This window comes from Kitasatospora sp. NBC_00039, from assembly GCF_045160625.1.
Taxonomy (GTDB): Bacteria; Actinomycetota; Actinomycetes; order Streptomycetales; family Streptomycetaceae; genus Kitasatospora.
In genome coordinates, this window is the sequence record NZ_CP108289.1 from 6,874,580 (window position 1) to 6,892,807 (window position 18,228).

The following is an 18,228-nucleotide window of genomic DNA, read 5'->3' on the forward strand; positions in this document are numbered from 1 at the left end:
GGGCCGCATGACCGTACGGCGCGTGATGGGCATCGAGACCGAGTACGGGATCTCCGTGCCCGGGCACCCCAACGCCAACGCCATGCTCACCTCGTCCCAGATCGTCAACGCGTACGCGGCGGCGATGCACCGGGCACGGCGGGCCCGCTGGGACTTCGAGGAGGAGAATCCGCTGCGCGACGCCCGGGGCTTCGACCTCGCGCGTGACGTCGCGGACGCCAGCCAGCTGACCGACGAGGACATCGGCCTCGCCAATGTCATCCTCACCAACGGCGCGCGGTTCTACGTCGACCACGCGCACCCCGAGTACAGCTCGCCCGAGGTGACCAACCCGCGCGACGCCGTGCTCTGGGACAAGGCCGGCGAGCGGATCATGGCGGCCGCCGCCCAACGCGCCCTGGAACTGCCCAACGGGCAGACCATCCACCTCTACAAGAACAACACCGACAACAAGGGCGCCTCCTACGGCACCCACGAGAACTACCTGATGAAGCGGGCGACACCGTTCGCCGACATCGTCCGCCACCTCACCCCGTTCTTCGTCTCCCGCCAGGTGGTCACCGGCGCCGGCCGCGTCGGCATCGGCCAGGACGGCTCGGCCAACGGCTTCCAGATCAGCCAGCGGGCCGACTACTTCGAGGTGGAGGTCGGCCTGGAGACCACCCTCAAGCGGCCGATCATCAACACCCGGGACGAACCGCACGCCGACGCCGAGAAGTACCGCCGGCTCCACGTGATCATCGGCGACGCCAACCTCTCCGAGATCTCCACCTACCTCAAGCTGGGCACCACCTCGCTGGTCCTGGCGATGATCGAGGACGCCTTCATCGCCTCCGACCTCGCCGTCGACCAGCCGGTGCGCACCCTGCACCGGGTCTCCCACGACCCCTCGCTCAAGCACCTGATCACGCTGCGCAACGGGCGCAAGCTGACCGCCGTCCAGCTCCAGCTGGAGTACTTCGAGCTGGCCCGCAAGTACGTCGAGGACCGCTTCGGCACCGACGCCGACGAGCAGACCGTGGACGTGCTGGCCCGCTGGGAGGACGTGCTGGGCCGGCTGGAGCGCGATCCGATGTCGCTCTCCAAGCAGCTGGACTGGGTCGCCAAGCGGGAGATCCTGGAGGGCTACCGCAGCCGTGACGCCCTGGAGTGGGACAACTCCCGGCTGCACCTGGTCGACCTCCAGTACAGCGACGTCCGGCCCGAGAAGGGCCTCTACAACCGCCTGGTGGCCCGCGGCCGGTTCGAGCGGCTGGTGACCGAGGAGGAGGTCGAGCGGGCCGTATCCAAGCCCCCGGAGGACACCAGGGCGTACTTCCGCGGGCGCTGCCTGGAGCAGTACGCGGACCACGTGGCGGCGGCCTCCTGGGACTCGGTGATCTTCGACCTGCCGGGCCGGGACTCGCTGCAGAGGGTCCCCACGCTGGAGCCGCTGCGCGGCACCCGCAACCACGTCAAGGAACTGCTCGACCGCTGCCGCACGGCGGAGGACCTGCTCCGCGTGCTCTCCGGCGGGTAACTTTTCGATCACCACGGGTGAACGCCCGCCGAATGGGAATCATCCGGGGTGGCAGCGGGTGTTGGACAGGAAGCGCCCCGGCAAACCGGAAGCGGGTAGTCGCACCTTGTGTATAGGGTCGGTGCAGCAAGCAACGACCAAACCGTGCCAGACAGATCGAGCGGGGTGAGGGAAATGGCGAGCAAGGACACCGGCGGCGGCCAGCAGCGGGCGAACCGCTCTTCCGAGGAGGTCGAGGAGCAGGCCGCGGAAGCACAGAATTCCGACGACCTCAAGGAACGCCAGGAAAAGCTCAGCGACGACGTCGACGCGGTTCTCGACGAAATCGACGAGGTACTCGAGTCCAATGCCGAGGATTTCGTCCGGCAGTTCGTGCAAAAGGGCGGCCAGTAACACCCTCCGGGCATTCAGGGAATTCACGGTCGCGACCGCCGAGGGCGGGCGGACGGCAATGGCCGCCCGTCCGCCCCGGTCCGGCCCTCCACGCGTGGACGGTGATCGTCAGGCGGGTAGGGTGCCGGGCAGCGCGTTTCAAGCTACCTGGAAGGAATCGTGTGGAAGCCAACACTCGTGGCACCGGGCGTCTACCGGCTGCCTTCCTGACCCCGGGGTCCTCGTCGTTCCTCGACTTCCTGGCGGAGCACCAGCCCGAGCTCATCCCGGGCCGCCGCAGCCTGCCGGAAGGGGTGGTGGTCGAGGCCCCGCACGGGACGACGATCGTCTCGGCCGTGTTCGACGGCGGCGTGGTCATCGCCGGTGACCGGCGCGCCACCATGGGCAACGTGATCGCCCAGCGCGACATGGAGAAGGTCTTCCCGGCCGACGAGTACAGCGCGGTCGGCATCGCCGGCACCGCCGGCCTCGCGATCGAGATGGTCCGGCTGTTCCAGCTGGAGCTGGAGCACTACGAGAAGATCGAGGGCACCGTGCTCTCCCTGGAGGGCAAGGCCAACCGCCTCACCACCATGATCCGGGGCAACCTCGGCATGGCGATGCAGGGCCTCGCGGTCGTCCCGATGTTCGCCGGCTACGACCTCGACCTCGGCCGCGGCCGGATCTTCACCTACGACGTCACCGGCGGCCGTTCCGAGGAACGCGGGTTCGCCGCCACCGGCTCGGGCTCGGTCTACGCCCGCGGCTCGATGAAGAAGCTCTACCGCGCGGACCTGACGGCCCAGCAGGCGTCCACCCTGGTCGTCCAGGCCCTCTACGACGCGGCCGACGACGACTCCGCCACGGGTGGTCCGGACCTCGCCCGCAAGATCTTCCCGATCGTCTCGCTGATCACCGAGGACGGCTTCCGCCGGCTCACCGAGGCCGAGGTGACCGAGATCGCCGTCTCGATCACCGACGAGCGCCTCGTCCACCCCAACGGCCCGCAGGCCCCGCTGCTCTAGCCACACCTACCAAGGAAGGGACGACCGCCGGTGTCGACACCGTTCTACGTCTCGCCCCAGCAGGCCATGGCGGACCGCGCGGAGTACGCCCGCAAGGGCATCGCGCGCGGTCGCAGCGTGGTCGTGCTCACCTACGCCGACGGCATCGTCTTCGTCGCCGAGAACACCTCCCGTGCGCTCCACAAGGTCTCCGAGATCTACGACAAGATCGCCTTCGCGGCGGTCGGCCGGTACAACGAGTTCGAGAACCTGCGCATCGGCGGCGTCCGCTACGCCGACCTGCGCGGCTACTCCTACGACCGGGCCGACGTCACCGCCCGCGGCCTGGCCAACGTCTACGCCCAGACGCTCGGCACCATCTTCTCCTCGGTCGGCGAGAAGCCGTACGAGGTGGAGCTGATCGTGGCAGAGGTCGGCCGCACCACGGACGAGGACCAGATCTACCGGCTCACGCCGGACGGCTCGGTCGTCGACGAGAAGAACTACGTGGTGGTGGGAGGCAACGCCGACTCGATCGGCAACTACCTGGGCCAGCGCCACCGCAGCGGGCTCTCGCTCACCGACGCGGTCAAGGTCGCCGTGGACTCCCTCGCCCGGGATCCCAACGGGGGCAGCCCGCGCACCCTGACCCCCGAACAGCTGGAGGTGGCGGTCCTCGACCGCCAGCGCTTCCAGCAGCGCAAGTTCAAGCGGATCCTGGGCGGCCAGCTCTCCCGGCTGCTCGACGGCGACCAGTCCGCGGAGTCGGACGACGAGGAGAAGCCGGCGGCCGCGCCGCCGGAGTAAGTAGTGCCGAGGAGTCCCGCGCGGCGGCTGTCGGCCGCCGGCGGGACCTCCCTTCGGCGACGCTCTCAGAGAATGGATGCCGCGTGACTCCTCCCCGACGGTCGAGACCGTGGGGCTTCAAGCCCGCCTGACGGCAAGCCCCGGACAAGCCCTGCCCGCTGCCTAAGCAGGGGATCAGCCCACAAGGCCTGCTGCGGCTCCGAGCCGCAGAGTTCACGATCCCGATCCGCTCACCGGCTCAGACCGGTGATTCCTTCGAAAGAAGGTGCCATGGACCGCCGAATTTTCGGGCTGGAGAACGAGTACGGCGTCACCTGCACGTTCCGTGGGCAGCGACGGCTGTCGCCGGACGAGGTGGCCCGGTACCTCTTCCGCCGCGTTGTCTCCTGGGGCCGCAGCAGCAATGTGTTCCTGCGCAACGGTGCCCGCCTCTACCTCGACGTCGGCTCCCACCCGGAGTACGCCACCCCCGAGTGCGACGAGGTCACCGAGCTGGTGACGCACGACAAGGCGGGCGAGCGCATCCTCGAAGGGCTCCTGGTGGACGCCGAGCGGCGGCTGCACGAGGAGGGCATCGCAGGGGACGTCTACCTCTTCAAGAACAACACCGACTCGGCCGGCAACTCCTACGGCTGCCACGAGAACTACCTGGTGGCCCGGCACGGCGAGTTCTCCCGGCTGGCCGACGTCCTGATCCCCTTCCTGGTCACCCGGCAGCTGATCTGCGGGGCCGGCAAGGTGCTGCAGACCCCGCGCGGCGCGGTGTACTGCGTCAGCCAGCGGGCCGAGCACATCTGGGAGGGCGTCAGCTCGGCGACCACCCGCTCCCGGCCGATCATCAACACCCGGGACGAGCCGCACGCCGACGCCGAGCGCTACCGGCGGCTGCACGTCATCGTCGGCGACTCCAACATGTCGGAGACGACCACGCTGCTCAAGGTCGGCGCCACCGACCTGGTGCTGCGGCTGATCGAGGCCGGCGTGGTGATGCGCGACCTCACCCTGGAGAACCCGATCCGGGCGATCCGCGAGGTCAGCCACGACCTCACCGGCACCCACCAGGTCCGGCTCGCCAACGGCCGGGAGGCCAGCGCGCTGGACATCCAGGAGGAGTACTACAGCAAGGCGCTGGAGTTCGCCGACCGCAAGGGCATCAACACCGGCACCATCGCCCGGGTCCTCGACCTCTGGGGCCGCACCCTGGAGGCGGTCCGCACCGAGCGGCTCGACGGGGTGGCCACCGAGATCGACTGGATCATGAAGTACAAGCTCATCGAGCGCTACCGCGAGAAGCACCAGATGAGCATGTCCAACCCGCGGGTCGCCCAGATCGACCTCGCGTACCACGACATCCACCGCCGGCGCGGGCTGTTCTACCTGCTCCAGGCCAAGAACCAGGCAGAGCGGGTGACCACCGACCTCAAGACCTTCGAGGCCAAGTCGATCCCGCCGCAGACCACCCGGGCCCGGCTGCGCGGCGACTTCATCCGCCGGGCGCAGGAGCAGCGCCGGGACTTCACGGTGGACTGGGTGCACCTGAAGCTGAACGACCAGGCGCAGCGGACGGTGCTCTGCAAGGACCCGTTCCGCTCGGTCGACGAGCGGGTGGAGAAGCTGATCGCGGGGATGTGACCGGCGGCGCGACCGCGGGTGCGAGCGGCGCGGTCCCGAGGTGATCTTCGTGGTGTCCGGCCCCGGTGGTGTCTACCGGGGCCGGACGCGGTCGGGGCATACGCTGTCCGTCGAGTCCGGAGAGCCGACTTTGACCGACAGTTAGGAACGCCGTGCGCCGCACCGCCGGTTTGCTTCTCACCCTGCCCCTGCTGCTGGTGGTCGCCTGCAGCAGCTCCACCAAGGCGACCAGCCCGGCGACGCCCACGGCGTCCAGCGTGGCCCCCACCGTGCCGGCACCGGTGACCGAGGCCGCGCCGATGCCGACCCTGTCGGGCGGCGGCTTCGGGAGCAAGGCCACCATCACCATTCCCGAGGGTGCGCCCAGCGGCCAGTTCGTGGTCAACACCGTGAGCGAGGGGGAACGCTCCACGGTGAACAAGGGCGACTGGGTGACGGTGAACTACACCGCCAAGGACTGGACCACCGGCAAGGACCTGCCCAGCTCCTACGACGCGGGCGGCAAGCCGCAGCTCTACCAGGCGGGCGCCGGACAGCTGGTGCCCGCCTTCGACCAGAGCGTGATCGGCAAGAAAGTCGGCAGCCGGCTGCTGGTGGTGGCCCCGCCGGCCGCCGCGTTCGGCAGCCAGGGCAACGCCGAGCTCGGCGTGGGCCCCGGCGACACCGTGGTCTTCGTGCTGGACATCATGGAGAGTGTGCCGGCGGACTCCACCCTCTCCGGCACCATGACGCAGCCGCCGCCCACCCTGCCGCAGGTCAAGGACAACGGCAAGGCCGCCCCGACGATCACCATCCCGCCCGGGCAGGCCCCGCCCACCGACCTCCAGCAGGCGGTGCTGATCAAGGGCGAGGGCAAGCAGGTCAAGGCTGGGCAGACCCTCGTCGTGCAGTACACCGGGGTGCTCTGGAGCAACGGCCAGCAGTTCGACTCGTCGTGGAGCCACGGCGGTGCACAGGCGCTGCAGATCGGCACCGGCAGCGTGATCGAGGGCTGGGACAAGGGCCTGGTCGGCCAGACCGTGGGCAGCCGGGTCGAGCTGGTGGTACCGCCCGCGCTGGCCTACAAGGAGCAGGGGAAGGACGCCGTCCCGCCGAACGCGACCCTGGTCTTCGTGATCGACATCCTCGAGGCGGTGTAGGGCGTGTCCGACCGGTTCGTGCGCCCGGCGGGAACGCCCGGCCACGTCCCGGAGCCCCGACGCGGTCTGGGAGCGACGGATGGGATTCCGTACGCTTGGGCGGGCGCTCGCACAAGGAAACGCCCGCCCTCATCCTGACCTGTCATACTGCCCTCGCACTGTGGTAGGCGTCGCCGGCGCCCGGGACCCGGGCGGCAGTGCGAGAGCACCCCGGCGCCCACCACGCCGGCCGTAGACCTCGAAGACCTCGTGGCGAGATGGATGGGGAGTCATGTCTGAGAAAGCGTCGAGCCCGGGCGGGGCCGGCACCGCGAACGGGAACTCCGCCGGTGACCCGGCCGACTCGCGGCCCGGTGGCCCGCTGCCCGGCGACGGCGAGTCGATCGTCGTACCGCCGTCGATCCTGAAGCAGCAGGCGGGCTGGGCCCAGCCCGGTGAGGCCGCGCGGCCGAGCGGCGGGACGAAGACCGACGAGGCCCCGCAGATCTTCGCGTCCAACGTGCGCCGCCAGGACACCTCGGAGGCCGGGTACGACGAGAACCCGCCCGGTGTCGGCAAGCTGGGTGTGATCCTCGGCACCGTGCTCACCCTGCTGCTGGTCGGCAGCGCGATCACGCTGTACGAGGTGAACAAGGACGGCGGCTCCAAGACGGACGCCGCCGCCAAGCCGGACGCCACCAAGAGCGCGCCGCCCACGCCCAGCGCCGAGCCGGTACCGCCGATCAAGGACAGCGCCAAGGTGCTGCCGACGGTCACCGGCGAGTTCGGCAAGAAGGCCGCCATCGAGGTGCCCGGCGAGCAGGCCGACGGCTCCTTCGTCGTCAAGGTGCTCTCCGAGGGCACCGGCGCCAAGGTCGAGAAGAACTCCTGGACCTCGGTCGACTACACGGCCAAGGACTGGACCACCGGCAAGGACATCCCCAGCTCGTACGACGACAAGGGCAAGCCGCAGATCTTCCAGGCCGGCACCGACGCGCTGATCCCGGCGCTCGACCAGGCCGTGCTCGGCAAGAAGGCCGGCAGCCGGGTCATGGTGGTGGCCCCGCCCGCCGCCGCGTTCGGTGCCCAGGGCAACCCGAGCATGTCGATCGGCGCCAAGGACAACCTGGTGTTCGTCATCGACATCCGCAACAGCACCGCGCCCGACGCCGTGGTCAGCGGCACCGTCACCCCGCCGCCCGCGGACTTCCCGCAGGTGAAGGACAACGGCAAGAAGCCCGCCGACATCACCCCGGTGGCCGGCGCCGCCGACCCGACCGAGCTCAAGTCGCACGTCCTGATCAAGGGCACCGGCCCCAAGGTCGAGAAGGGCGAGAAGGTCGTCGTCCAGTACACCGGCGCGCTGTTCAAGGACGGCAAGGTCTTCGACTCCTCGCTGAGCAAGGGCCAGGCGTTCTCCTTCCCGGTGGGCGGCGGCCAGGTCATCGCCGGCTGGGACCAGGGCCTGGAGGGCCAGACCGTCGGCAGCCGCGTCGAGCTGGTCATCCCCGCCTCGCTCGGCTACGGCGACAAGGGCCAGGGCGACATCCCGGCCAACGCCACGCTGGTCTTCGTGGTGGACATTCTGGACGCCGGTCAGGGCTGATCCACTTTCGGGTGACAATGGTCTGTGTGTGACCTTCGGGCGGGGCCGCGTGGCCTGAGCCCGGACGGGCGGCGGGCGCCCGTACCGTGGTCCGGGAACGGACCGGGTGCGGGCGCCCGCCGCTTGGTCATGAATGGAAGCAACCGAGAAGAGGCAGTTGTGAGCAACAAGACGAAGCCGGAGATCGACTTCCCGGGCGGCGACGCGCCGACCGAGCTGCAGATCCGCGACATCGAGGTCGGCACCGGTGACGAGGCCAAGCCGGGCCAGGTCGTCGAGGTGCACTACGCCGGTGTGACGTTCGAGACCGGCGAGGAGTTCGACGCCAGCTGGAACCGCGGTTCCACCTTCAAGTTCCCGCTCGGCGCCGGCCGCGTCATCAAGGGCTGGGACCAAGGCGTCGTCGGCATGAAGGTCGGCGGCCGCCGCGAGCTGATCATCCCCGCGCGCCTCGCGTACGGCAACCAGTCGCCGTCCCCGCTCATCCCCGCGGGCTCGACCCTGATCTTCGTGGTCGACCTGATCTCCGTCTGACCGCGGACTGATCCTGGTCGGATCCCGGCCGGACCGCCGTCCGGCACCGGTCCGACCCGGTCGTGACCGAGGGCCGCACCCCCGAGCCGGGGGTGCGGCCCCACGCGTTTGCGGACTCGGCTTTTGCACTGCGTACCGCTACCGGTACGGTCGGTCCCGCCGGGTCGACGACCGCCCGGCGGGCGCACCCCGCGCGCGGCGCGGCACACCGGAAGGGTCAGCGATGGCGATCGCCAAGGCAGAGCGGCTGATGAATCTCGCCCTGTGCCTGATGAACACCAGACGTCCGCTCTCCAAGAAGGAGCTGCGGGAGTCCATCGAGGCCTACCGCGAAGCCTGGCAGAACAGCAGCGAGGACGCCTTCAACCGGATGTTCGAGCGGGACAAGGACGACCTGCGCGAACTCGGACTGGTCATCGACGTCGACGAGAACGCCCTCGACGGCGAACTCGGCTACCTCGCCCGCGCCGACCGCAACCGCCTGCCGGAGATCGCCCTCGACGCCGAGGAAGCCGCCGCACTCACCCTCGCCGCCCGCGTCTGGCAGCAGGCCAAGATGTCCGGCGCGGCCAGCGGCGCCCTGCAGAAGCTCCGCGCAGCCGGCGTGCCGTTCAGCGAGACCGAGGGCCGCACCGCCCTCGAACCGCGCATCCCCGCCCGCGAGAGCGCCTTCGAACCGCTGCTCACCGCCGCCCGCGACCGCCGCCCGGTCACCTTCGAGTACCGCAAGGCCGGCGCCGCCGCCGTCGAGCAGCGCACCGTCGAGCCCTGGGCGCTGGAGTGCTGGCGCGGCCACTGGTACCTGGCCGGCTGGGACCGGGACCGCAGCGACGCCCGCGTCTTCCGGCTCAGCCGGATCACCGGCAAGGTCCGCGCCCGCTCGGGCGCCTTCCTCGGCACCGTCCCCGAGCACGTCGACGTCCGCGCCACCGTCGCCAAGTTCGCCGGCGAGGGCGCCACCGCCACCGCCGTGGTGCGGGTCCGCCGGGGAGCCGGCTTCCCGCTGCGCACCAAGGCGCTGAGCACCCGGCGGTCCGACGAGACCTGGGACGAGCTGGAGATCCCCTACGGCAACGGGCTCGGCGCCGACCTCGCCGAGTTCGGGCCGGACGTGCTGGTGCTCGGCCCGGAGGAACTGCGCGCGGACGTGATCGACCGCCTGCGCGCGGTCGCCGGGGCCGCTGCTGTTGACGGTATCGAGGGAGTGCGGGCATGAGCAACGCGATCGACCAGACCCGGCGGATGCTCTCGCTGGTCACCTACCTGCGCGAACGGCCCGGCGCCGAGGTGGCCGAGGTGGCCCGCGCCTTCGGCATCACCGAGCGCGAGCTGATCGGCGACCTCAACGTGCTGCCGATGTGCGGCACCAGCTTCCGCGGCGGCGACCTGCTCGACATCGACACCGACGGCGAGCGGATCTGGTGGCACAACGTCGACGACGTCGCCCAGCCGCTGCGGCTGGCCGCCGACGAGGCGACCGCCCTGCTGGTCGCCGCCCGCGCCGTGGCCGGCCTGCCCGGACTGCGGGCCGGTGACCGGGAGGCGCTCACCCGCGCCGTCGCCAAGATCGAGAACGCGGCCGGGGACAGCGCCGAGGGCAGCGCCCGGGTCGGCGTCACCTTCGAGGCCGAGAGCCACGTCTTCGCCGACATCGACCGCGCCCTCAGCGAGGGCCGGCGGGTCTGGCTGCGCTACTACTCGCACGGCCGCGGCGGCATGACCGAGCGCGAGGTCGACCCGATCCGGCTGCTCACCGAGGGCCACACCTACCTCGAGGCCTGGTGCCGGACCTCCGAGGACCACCGGATGTTCCGGCTCGACCGGGTCGCCGAGATCAAGGTGCTGGACGTCCCCTCCGACCCGCCCCGGCGCGAGCCGCGCGACCTCTCCGGCGGGCTGGTCAATCCGTCCGCGGACGACCCCGAGGTGGTCGTCGAGGTCACCTCCGGCGGGCGCTGGGTCGCCGAGTACTACACCCACGACCACGCCGAGGAGCTGCCCGACGGCGGCCTGCGGATCACCCTGCGCAGCGCGGACCCCTCCCAGCTGCGCCCGCTGGCGCTGCGGCTCGGCCGGGACGGCCGGATCGTCTCACCGCCGGAGCTCGCCGAGCAGGCGCGGTCGGCGGCGGCCGAGGCACTGGCCGCCTACGGGGAGAAGGCGGCCACCGGGGAGGGGCTGGTCTGAGCCGTGGAGCCCGGTACCAGATTCAAGGTGTACTGCTCGGAGTGCCGGGAGAAGGTGGAGCTGCCCGCCGAGGAGTTCCGCCTGACCCTCGGCCGGACTCCGGCGCAGGCGCACTACAGCTTCGGCTGCCCGCTCTGCGGAGCCTCGGTGCGCAAGGCGGCCGGGGAGAAGATCGTCGCGGCTCTGACGGGCGCGGGTGTGCGGACGATGCGGCTCGTTCCGGTCGAGGGGTGAGCGGTCGGGCTGCGGGGCTCGTGCCGGGCGAGGGGTGAGCAGCCCTGGGCGAGGGGCGCGTCGGCGACTCCGGGTGGGTGGATAGGGTGGTGGCCATGTCCTGGATGCTCGTCGCCGCCGTCCTGCTCGTCACCGCCGGTCTGCTGGTGCTCGGTGTCCTCGCGATCCGGCTCTGGCTGGACGTCCGGGCGCTGGCCAAGGGGGTGGACACCGCCTCGCGCGCGCTGGCCGAGGCGGCCGGTGACCTCGCGGCGGCGGTGCCCGGACGCTGAGTGTCCTTCGGCACGTCCGGCAGCCCGGAGGTACGGGGGCTGCTGCGTGCGGGTGTGGGCGGGTTACGCTCTCAGATGGCTCCTGCATCTTGCGGCCGGGGGCCGCTGTCCTGTTCGGGCGGCCGTCGTCAGGGCGTCACCCGCAGCGGTTACCATCCCCGCAGCGGGCGGCCCACCGGTGCCGCCATGACTGAAGGTGGTCGGGCATGCGGATCTCGATGACCGCGATTCTGGTGATCGTGGTTTTTGCCATCGTGCTGTTCGGGGCCAAGCGGCTGCCCGATCTGGCGCGCTCGCTCGGCCAGTCGATGCGGATTCTGAAGAGCGAGGCCAAGGCGATGAAGTCGGACGGCGCGGACGACGCCGACGGGCCCGCGCCGCAGGCCGCGCCCGCGGTCGGCTCCGCTTCGGGTGCCGGCTCGGCGAAGACCATCCAGGCCGCGCCGGGGGCGTCCGCGACCGCCCGGCCGGTCACCGAGCAGCAGCCGGCACAGCCGGGGGCGGAGGGCGGCGGGCCGCGTTGAGCGGTGCGACGCACGCGACGCACGCGACCACTGGAGGCCCGTCGACCGGCGGGCCTCGACGCACGAGTTGAGGACCGGGGTTGAGCAAGCTCTCCAAGGCGTCGAAGGCGCCCAAGGATCCTGAAGGGCGGATGGCCCTCGCCGACCACCTGCGGGAACTGCGGAACCGCGTGGTCAAGTCGGTCCTGGCGATCGTGCTGTTCACGATCGTCGCGCTGATCTTCCACAAGCAGCTCGAGACGCTCCTGCTGAAGCCGATTCCGCGGTGCGACGAGACGAACTCCTCGCAGTTCCACGGTCGGTGCGCGAACGTCTCCGCGGTCGGCCTCACCGCGGGCTTCAACTGGATGCTGCAGGTCGCGCTCACGGCCGGTGTGGTGGCCGCCGTCCCGGTCTGGCTCTACCAGCTCTGGGCCTTCGTGGCGCCCGGACTGCACAAGCACGAGCGCAAGTACACGATGATCTTCATGGCCTGCGGTGCACCGCTGTTCCTGGCCGGCGTGGCCTGCGCCTTCCTGGTGATGCCGACCACGGTCGAGGTGCTGATCTCGTTCAACCCGAGTGACACCATCCCGATCCTGCCGCCCAACGACTACTTCGAGATCGCCACCCGGATGGTGCTGGTCTTCGGCCTGGCCTTCGAGTTCCCGCTGCTGCTGGTGATGCTCAACCTGGTCGGCATGGTCACCGGCAAGCGGCTGCTCGGCTGGTGGCGCGGCATGGTGATGGCCATCACCGTCTTCGCCGCCTTCGCCACGCCGAGCGCCGACCCCGTCAGCATGCTGGTGCTGGCCGCGCCGATCTGGGCGCTGTACTTCCTCGCCGTCGGCATCACGCTGTTCAACGACCGGCGCAAGGCCCGCCGCAACCCGGATCTCGGGCTGGACGACGAGGAGGCCTCCCACCTGGACCTCTCGGTGCAGCCGGTGAGCGGGGCCGAGGCCGTGCAGGCGTCGGCCGCCCCGGCGGCGAGCGCGCCGGTGCCGGCCGCGCGGCACGAGCAGATGGACGACATCACGTGACGAGGTGATCCCCGCCTCATGAGGTGACACCCGCCTCCTGCGGTAACCCGCCTCGCAGCCCCGGCCCGCCGTTCCCCGGCGGGCCGGGGCTTTTTCCTTGGCGCGGCCGTCCGGCGGGGCGGTCTTGGCAGGCGTGATGGCATGTGACATATTACTGGCGTGTCCCAGCCTCAGAGACCTCCCCTGGACGTCGTCGTGGTCGGCGCCGGCGTCGTCGGAGCCGCCTGCGCCTACTACGCCGCCCGTGCCGGGCTCGCCGTCGCCGTGATCGACCGCGGGCCGGTGGCCGGTGGCACCACCGGCGCCGGCGAGGGCAACCTGCTGGTCTCCGACAAGGAGCCAGGGCCCGAACTCGACCTCGCCCTGCTCTCCACCCGGCTCTGGCAGGAGCTCGCCGAGGAGCTCGGCGCGGCCGTCGAGTACGAGCCCAAGGGTGGCCTGGTCGTCGCTGCCACACCCGCCCGGCAGGACGCCCTGCGCGCCTTCGCCGCCGAGCAGGCGGCGGTCGGCGTCACGGCCGAGGAGATCCCCGGCGAGCGGCTGCGCGAGCTCGAACCGCACCTCGCCGCCGGGCTGGCCGGCGGCTTCCACTACCCGCAGGACGCCCAGGTCCAGCCCGCACTGGCCGCCGCCCACCTGCTGCGGGCCGCCCGCCGCGACGGCGCCGTGCTGTACACCGGCGAGACCGTCCGGGAGGTGACCACCGGGCCGGACGGCGCCGTGCTCGGCGTGGTGACCGACCGGCGGAGGCTGGCGGCGCCCGCGGTGGTCAACGCCGCGGGCACCTGGGGCGGCGAGCTGGCCGCCCTGGCCGGGGTGCACCTGCCGGTGCTGCCACGCCGCGGCTTCGTGCTCGTCACCGAGCCGCTGCCGAGGATCGTCCGGCACAAGGTCTACGCCGCCGACTACGTCGCGGACGTGGCCAGCGGATCGGCCGCGCTGCAGACCTCGGCGGTGGTCGAGGGAACGCCCGGCGGGCCGGTGCTGATCGGCGCCAGCCGGGAGCGGGTCGGCTTCGACCGGACGCTCTCGGTGGAGGTGCTCCAGCGGCTCGCCGCGCAGGCGGCGGCGCTGTTCCCGGTGCTCGCGGACGTCAGCGTGCTGCGCGCCTACCGTGGCTTCCGTCCGTACCTGCCGGACCACCTGCCCGCGATCGGCGCCGACCCGCGCGTGCCCGGGCTCTACCACGCCTGCGGCCACGAGGGCGCGGGCATCGGGCTCGCCCCGGCCACCGGGCTGCTGATCGGCGAGCAGCTCACCGGCAAGCGGCCGGAGCTGGACCTCACGCCGTTCCGGGCCGACCGGTTCGGGGCCGACGGTCCCGCGTGAGCTTTGCAAAGTGCGAGAGCCGCTTTGCAAAGAGCTCGCACGCCATGGCGCGACCCGACAGTCGTACCAGCCCACGATCCACGACCGGAACGGAGAACCCCAGTCATGCGCCGAACCCCCGCCGACCTGGTCGGGGCGGTACCCGGCCCCGCCCACACCATCGAGTTCGACGGCCGGGACGTCCCCGCGCTGCCCGGGCAGACGATCGCGGCCGCGCTCTGGGCCGACGGCGTCCTGGCCTGGCGCACCACCCGGGTCGGCGGCCGGCCACGCGGGGCGTTCTGCGGGATCGGCGTCTGCTTCGACTGCCTGGCCACCGTCGACGGGCGGCCCAACCAGCGCACCTGTCTGCTGCCGGCCGAGCCCGGCACCACCGTCACCACCCAGGAGGGCAACGGCCGTGCCGACCTCGCCGTCTGAATCCTTCGACCGCTCCGGGCCGTACGACCTCGCGGTGATCGGGGCCGGTCCGGCCGGGCTCGCCGCCGCGGTGGCCGCCGCCGACCTCGGGCTGCGCTGCGCCCTCCTCGACGCCGGACCGCGGACCGGCGGGCAGTACTACCGGCACCCGGCCCCCGGCCTCGGCGCGGCCAGGCCGGACCGGCTGCACCACGGCTGGTCCGTCTACACCGGGTGGGCCGACCGGCTTGCCGCGCACCGCGAGGCGGGCCGGGTCGACCACCTGGCCGGCCACCAGGTCTGGGCGCTGGAGCGGGTGGGCGGCGCGGCCGGTGCGTCCGGTGTGCGGCAGGGTGAGGCCGGGGCCTCGGGCGGCGATGACGACACGGCCTGGGCCGTGCACGCGACCCTCGGGCCGGAGGCCGGCGACCGTGCGACCGTGCGGGCCGCCGCCGTGGTGCTCGCCACCGGTGCGTACGAGCGGCAGCTGCCGTTCCCCGGCTGGACGCTGCCCGGGGTGGTCACCGCCGGCGGCGCGCAGGCCATGCTCAAGACGGGCCTGGTGCTGCCCGGCAAGCGGGTCGTGGTCGCGGGCAGCGGGCCGCTGCTGCTCGCCGCGGCATCCTCGCTGGTCACCGCCGGGGCCCGGGTGCCCGCGGTGGTCGAGGCCACCAACTACCTCGCCTACGCCCGGCGCCCCGGCGTCCTGGCCGCCGTCCCGGCCAAGCTGGTCGAGGGAGCCGGTCACGGCGCCGCGATGCTGCGCCACGGCGTCCGGCTGCGCCGCCGCAGCGCCGTCGTCGAGGCGCACGGCACGGACCGGGTCACCGGCGTCACCGTCGCCCGGCTGGACGCCGACTGGACGCCGGTGCCCGGGAGCGAGCGGCGGATCGCCTGCGACGCGCTCGCCGTCGGCCACGGCCTGCTGCCGCAGATCGAGCTGGCCACCGAGCTGGGCGCCGGGACCCGGACCACCGCCGACGGCGCGGTCGCGCTCGCCGTGGACGCCGAGCTGCGGACCACTGTCCCCGGCCTCTGGGCGGCCGGCGAGACCTGCGGTGTCGGAGGGGCGGACCTGGCGATCGCCGAGGGCGAGATGGCCGCGCACGCGCTGGCCGGCGTGCCGGTCTCCACCGGCCTGCTGCGCCGCCGCGCCCGGCTGCGGGCCTTCGCCGACCTGATGGCCGCGGCGCACCGGCCGGGCCCGGGCTGGCCGCAGTGGCTGCGCCCGGACACCGACGTCTGCCGCTGCGAGGAGGTCCCGGCGGCCGCGATCAGGGAGGCCGTGGACGAGCTGGGCGCCGGCGACGCGCGGACCGTGAAGCTGCTCACCCGGGCCGGGATGGGCTGGTGCCAGGGCCGGATGTGCGGTCCGGCGGTGGCCTGCCTGGCGGCGGGCGCGGGTTCGGGCCCCGGGTCGGGCCCCGGGTCGGGCCCCGCTTCGGCGGCGGGCCCGGGTCCTGGTCCGGCTTCGGCCCCGGGGCCGGTCGAGGCGCGGGCGGACAGCCGTCCGCTGTCCTGCCCGGTGCCGCTGTCGCAGCTCGCGGCGGGTCTGCCCGCCGACGCGCCGCGCGACTGAACCTGCACGGCGGGGACTCTTGTCTCCACCGCGCGCCATCCAATAAAATGTCACACCTCACCAAGGAGTCACCTGTGTCCCACACCCCGCACGACACCACCCGGCCCTGGCGCGGCATCATGGTAGCCACCACGATCCCGCTGCGCCCGGACCTCTCCGTCGACTACGACGCCTACGCCGAGCACGTCCGCTGGCTGATCGCCTCGGGCTGCGACGGCGTCGTCCCCAACGGCTCGCTGGGGGAGTACCAGACCCTCACCGACGAGGAGCGCGCCCGGATCGTCGAGGTCGCCGTCGAGGCCGCCGGCGACGGCTCCCGGGTGATGCCCGGCGTCGCCGCGTACGGCAGCGCCGAGTCCCGCCGCTGGACCGAGCAGGCCGCCGAGGCCGGCGCCGGCTCCGTCCTGCTGCTGCCGCCGAACGCCTACCGCGCCGACCACGCCGCCGTCCGCGCCCACTACGCCGAGGTGGCGAAGGCGGGCGTGCCGATCGTCGCCTACAACAACCCGTACGACACCAAGGTCGACCTCGTCCCCGCGCTGCTCGCCGAGCTGCACGGCGAGGGCTCGATCGTCGCGGTCAAGGAGTTCAGCGGTGACGTCCGCCGGGCCTACGAGATCGCCGAGCTGGCCCCCGGCCTCGACCTGCTGATCGGCGCCGACGACGTGCTGCTGGAGCTGGCCCTGGCCGGCGCCGTCGGCTGGATCGCCGGCTACCCGAACGCGCTGCCGGAGGCCAGTGTCGCCCTCTACCGGGCCGCCGTCGCGCACGAGCTGGAGACCGCGCTGCCGCTCTACAAGGCGCTGCACTCCCTGCTGCGCTGGGACTCCAAGACCGAGTTCGTGCAGGCGATCAAGCTCTCCATGGACATCGCCGGCCGCCAGGGCGGCCCGACCCGGGCGCCGCGCCTGCCGCTCACCCCGGAGATCGAGGCGGCCGTCCGCGCGGCCACCGAGAAGGCGCTCGCCGAGGGCCTGGCGTAGGCGTCGAGAAGCCCCGGGAACGGCGCCGGCTGCGGGGGCAGCCGGCCCGGCCCCCGAACCCACCATCCGACCATCCGACGGGAGCCGCAATCACATGCGCAGCCGCCACGTGTTCCACGCCGTCGACTCGCACACCGAGGGCATGCCGACCCGGGTCGTCACCGGCGGGTTCGGCGTCATCCCCGGTGCCACCATGGCCGAGCGCCGGGTCCACTTCCAGCAGCACCTGGACCACTTCCGAACCCTGCTGATGTACGAGCCGCGCGGCCACGCCGCGATGAGCGGGGCGATCCTCCAGCCGCCGACCCGGCCGGACGCCGACTACGGCGTGCTCTACATCGAGGTGTCCGGGCTGCTGCCGATGTGCGGCCACGGCACCATCGGCGTCGCCACCGTGCTGGTCGAGACCGGCATGGTGCCGGTGGTCGAGCCGGTCACCACCGTCCGGCTGGACACCCCTGCCGGGCTGGTCGTCGCCGAGGTGCAGGTCGAGGACGGCGCCGCCACCGCGGTGACGATCCGCAACGTGCCCTCCTACTCGGTCGCGCTGGACCGCAAGATCGAGGTGCCCGGACACGGCACGGTGGGCTACGACCTCGCCTACGGCGGCAACTTCTACGCCATCCTGCCGCTCGCCGAGTTCGGCCTGCCCTTCGAGCGCGAGCGCAAGCAGGAGATCCTGGACGCCGGGCTGGCCCTGATGGACGCGATCAACGGCGGCCCCGACCGGCCGGTGCACCCGGAGGACCCGTCCATCCACAGCTGCCACCACGTCCAGCTGCTCGCGCCCGGCTCCACCGCCGAGCACTCCCGGCACGCGATGGCCATCCACCCCGGCTGGTTCGACCGCTCGCCGTGCGGCACCGGCACCTCCGCGCGGATGGCCCAGCTGCACGCGCGCGGCGAACTGCCGCTGGGGCGGGACTTCCGCAACGACTCCTTCATCGGGACGACCTTCACCGGCCGCCTGGTCGAGGAGACCGAGGTGGCCGGACGGCCCGCCGTCGTCCCCACCGTGACCGGGCGGGCCTGGATCACCGGCACCGCCCAGTACTTCCTCGACCCGAGCGACCCGTTCCCGGCCGGGTTCCTGCTCTGAGCCATCTG

General features: G+C 72.3%; 19 protein-coding genes. All 19 read left to right on the forward strand.

Annotated features, from left to right (window positions below):
- The first annotated feature begins 7 nt into the window (after positions 1-7).
- The 19 genes from dop (at position 8) to OG286_RS30720 (ending at position 18,220) form a co-directional block, all read left to right on the forward strand.
- Positions 8-1,519 carry a depupylase/deamidase Dop gene (dop, locus tag OG286_RS30630; protein ID WP_396321803.1) on the forward strand — a complete coding sequence of 504 codons (1,512 nt, stop codon included), beginning with the start codon at positions 8-10 and terminating at the stop codon, positions 1,517-1,519.
- A gap of 174 nt (positions 1,520-1,693) precedes the next feature.
- Positions 1,694-1,912 (forward strand): ubiquitin-like protein Pup, encoded by a 219-nt coding sequence (locus OG286_RS30635; RefSeq protein WP_344321819.1) that lies wholly within the window; start codon positions 1,694-1,696, stop codon positions 1,910-1,912.
- Between the two features lie 161 nt (positions 1,913-2,073).
- Positions 2,074-2,916 (forward strand): proteasome subunit beta, encoded by an 843-nt coding sequence (gene prcB, locus OG286_RS30640; RefSeq protein WP_396321802.1) that lies wholly within the window; start codon positions 2,074-2,076, stop codon positions 2,914-2,916.
- A gap of 30 nt (positions 2,917-2,946) precedes the next feature.
- The gene (gene prcA / locus OG286_RS30645) at positions 2,947-3,702 is read left to right on the forward strand and encodes a proteasome subunit alpha (RefSeq protein WP_396321801.1); all 756 of its coding nucleotides are present in this window, start codon (positions 2,947-2,949) and stop codon (positions 3,700-3,702) included.
- Positions 3,703-3,972: 270 nt separating this feature from the next.
- Positions 3,973-5,334, forward strand: a complete 1,362-nt coding sequence (gene pafA / locus OG286_RS30650) for a Pup--protein ligase (protein WP_396321800.1) — start codon at positions 3,973-3,975, stop codon at positions 5,332-5,334.
- A 152-nt stretch (positions 5,335-5,486) separates the two neighbouring features.
- Positions 5,487-6,473 carry an FKBP-type peptidyl-prolyl cis-trans isomerase gene (locus OG286_RS30655; protein ID WP_396321799.1) on the forward strand — a complete coding sequence of 329 codons (987 nt, stop codon included), beginning with the start codon at positions 5,487-5,489 and terminating at the stop codon, positions 6,471-6,473.
- A 271-nt stretch (positions 6,474-6,744) separates the two neighbouring features.
- Positions 6,745-8,058: an FKBP-type peptidyl-prolyl cis-trans isomerase gene (locus OG286_RS30660; RefSeq protein WP_396321798.1), complete on the forward strand. Its 1,314-nt coding sequence runs from the start codon at positions 6,745-6,747 to the stop codon at positions 8,056-8,058.
- Between the two features lie 129 nt (positions 8,059-8,187).
- The gene (locus OG286_RS30665) at positions 8,188-8,592 is read left to right on the forward strand and encodes an FKBP-type peptidyl-prolyl cis-trans isomerase (RefSeq protein ID WP_396321797.1); all 405 of its coding nucleotides are present in this window, start codon (positions 8,188-8,190) and stop codon (positions 8,590-8,592) included.
- A gap of 223 nt (positions 8,593-8,815) precedes the next feature.
- Positions 8,816-9,808: a helix-turn-helix transcriptional regulator gene (locus tag OG286_RS30670; RefSeq protein WP_396321796.1), complete on the forward strand. Its 993-nt coding sequence runs from the start codon at positions 8,816-8,818 to the stop codon at positions 9,806-9,808.
- Positions 9,805-10,779 (forward strand): helix-turn-helix transcriptional regulator, encoded by a 975-nt coding sequence (locus tag OG286_RS30675; RefSeq protein WP_396321795.1) that lies wholly within the window; start codon positions 9,805-9,807, stop codon positions 10,777-10,779. The genes OG286_RS30670 and OG286_RS30675 overlap by 4 nt, the downstream gene beginning before the upstream one ends.
- Before the next feature lie 27 nt (positions 10,780-10,806).
- A complete protein-coding gene (locus OG286_RS30680) occupies positions 10,807-11,013 on the forward strand; it encodes a hypothetical protein (RefSeq protein WP_396321794.1) in 207 nt (68 codons plus the stop codon).
- Positions 11,014-11,108: 95 nt separating this feature from the next.
- On the forward strand, positions 11,109-11,285 hold the full coding sequence (locus OG286_RS30685; protein ID WP_396321793.1) for a hypothetical protein: 177 nt from the start codon (positions 11,109-11,111) through the stop codon (positions 11,283-11,285).
- A 206-nt stretch (positions 11,286-11,491) separates the two neighbouring features.
- The gene (gene tatA, locus OG286_RS30690; RefSeq protein ID WP_396321792.1) at positions 11,492-11,809 is read left to right on the forward strand and encodes a Sec-independent protein translocase subunit TatA; all 318 of its coding nucleotides are present in this window, start codon (positions 11,492-11,494) and stop codon (positions 11,807-11,809) included.
- Between the two features lie 80 nt (positions 11,810-11,889).
- Positions 11,890-12,831, forward strand: coding sequence for a twin-arginine translocase subunit TatC (tatC, locus tag OG286_RS30695; protein ID WP_396321791.1), 942 nt, complete (start codon positions 11,890-11,892; stop codon positions 12,829-12,831).
- Positions 12,832-12,990: 159 nt separating this feature from the next.
- On the forward strand, positions 12,991-14,160 hold the full coding sequence (locus tag OG286_RS30700) for an NAD(P)/FAD-dependent oxidoreductase (RefSeq protein WP_405359324.1): 1,170 nt from the start codon (positions 12,991-12,993) through the stop codon (positions 14,158-14,160).
- Between the two features lie 105 nt (positions 14,161-14,265).
- On the forward strand, positions 14,266-14,580 hold the full coding sequence (locus OG286_RS30705; protein ID WP_405359322.1) for a (2Fe-2S)-binding protein: 315 nt from the start codon (positions 14,266-14,268) through the stop codon (positions 14,578-14,580).
- The gene (locus OG286_RS30710; RefSeq protein ID WP_405359320.1) at positions 14,561-16,138 is read left to right on the forward strand and encodes an NAD(P)/FAD-dependent oxidoreductase; all 1,578 of its coding nucleotides are present in this window, start codon (positions 14,561-14,563) and stop codon (positions 16,136-16,138) included. The genes OG286_RS30705 and OG286_RS30710 overlap by 20 nt, the downstream gene beginning before the upstream one ends.
- 119 nt (positions 16,139-16,257) lie before the next feature.
- Positions 16,258-17,121, forward strand: coding sequence for a dihydrodipicolinate synthase family protein (locus tag OG286_RS30715; protein ID WP_396321822.1), 864 nt, complete (start codon positions 16,258-16,260; stop codon positions 17,119-17,121).
- A 94-nt stretch (positions 17,122-17,215) separates the two neighbouring features.
- Complete coding sequence (locus OG286_RS30720) at positions 17,216-18,220, forward strand: proline racemase family protein (RefSeq protein ID WP_405359318.1); 1,005 nt, start codon at positions 17,216-17,218, stop codon at positions 18,218-18,220.
- Positions 18,221-18,228: the final 8 nt, after the last annotated feature.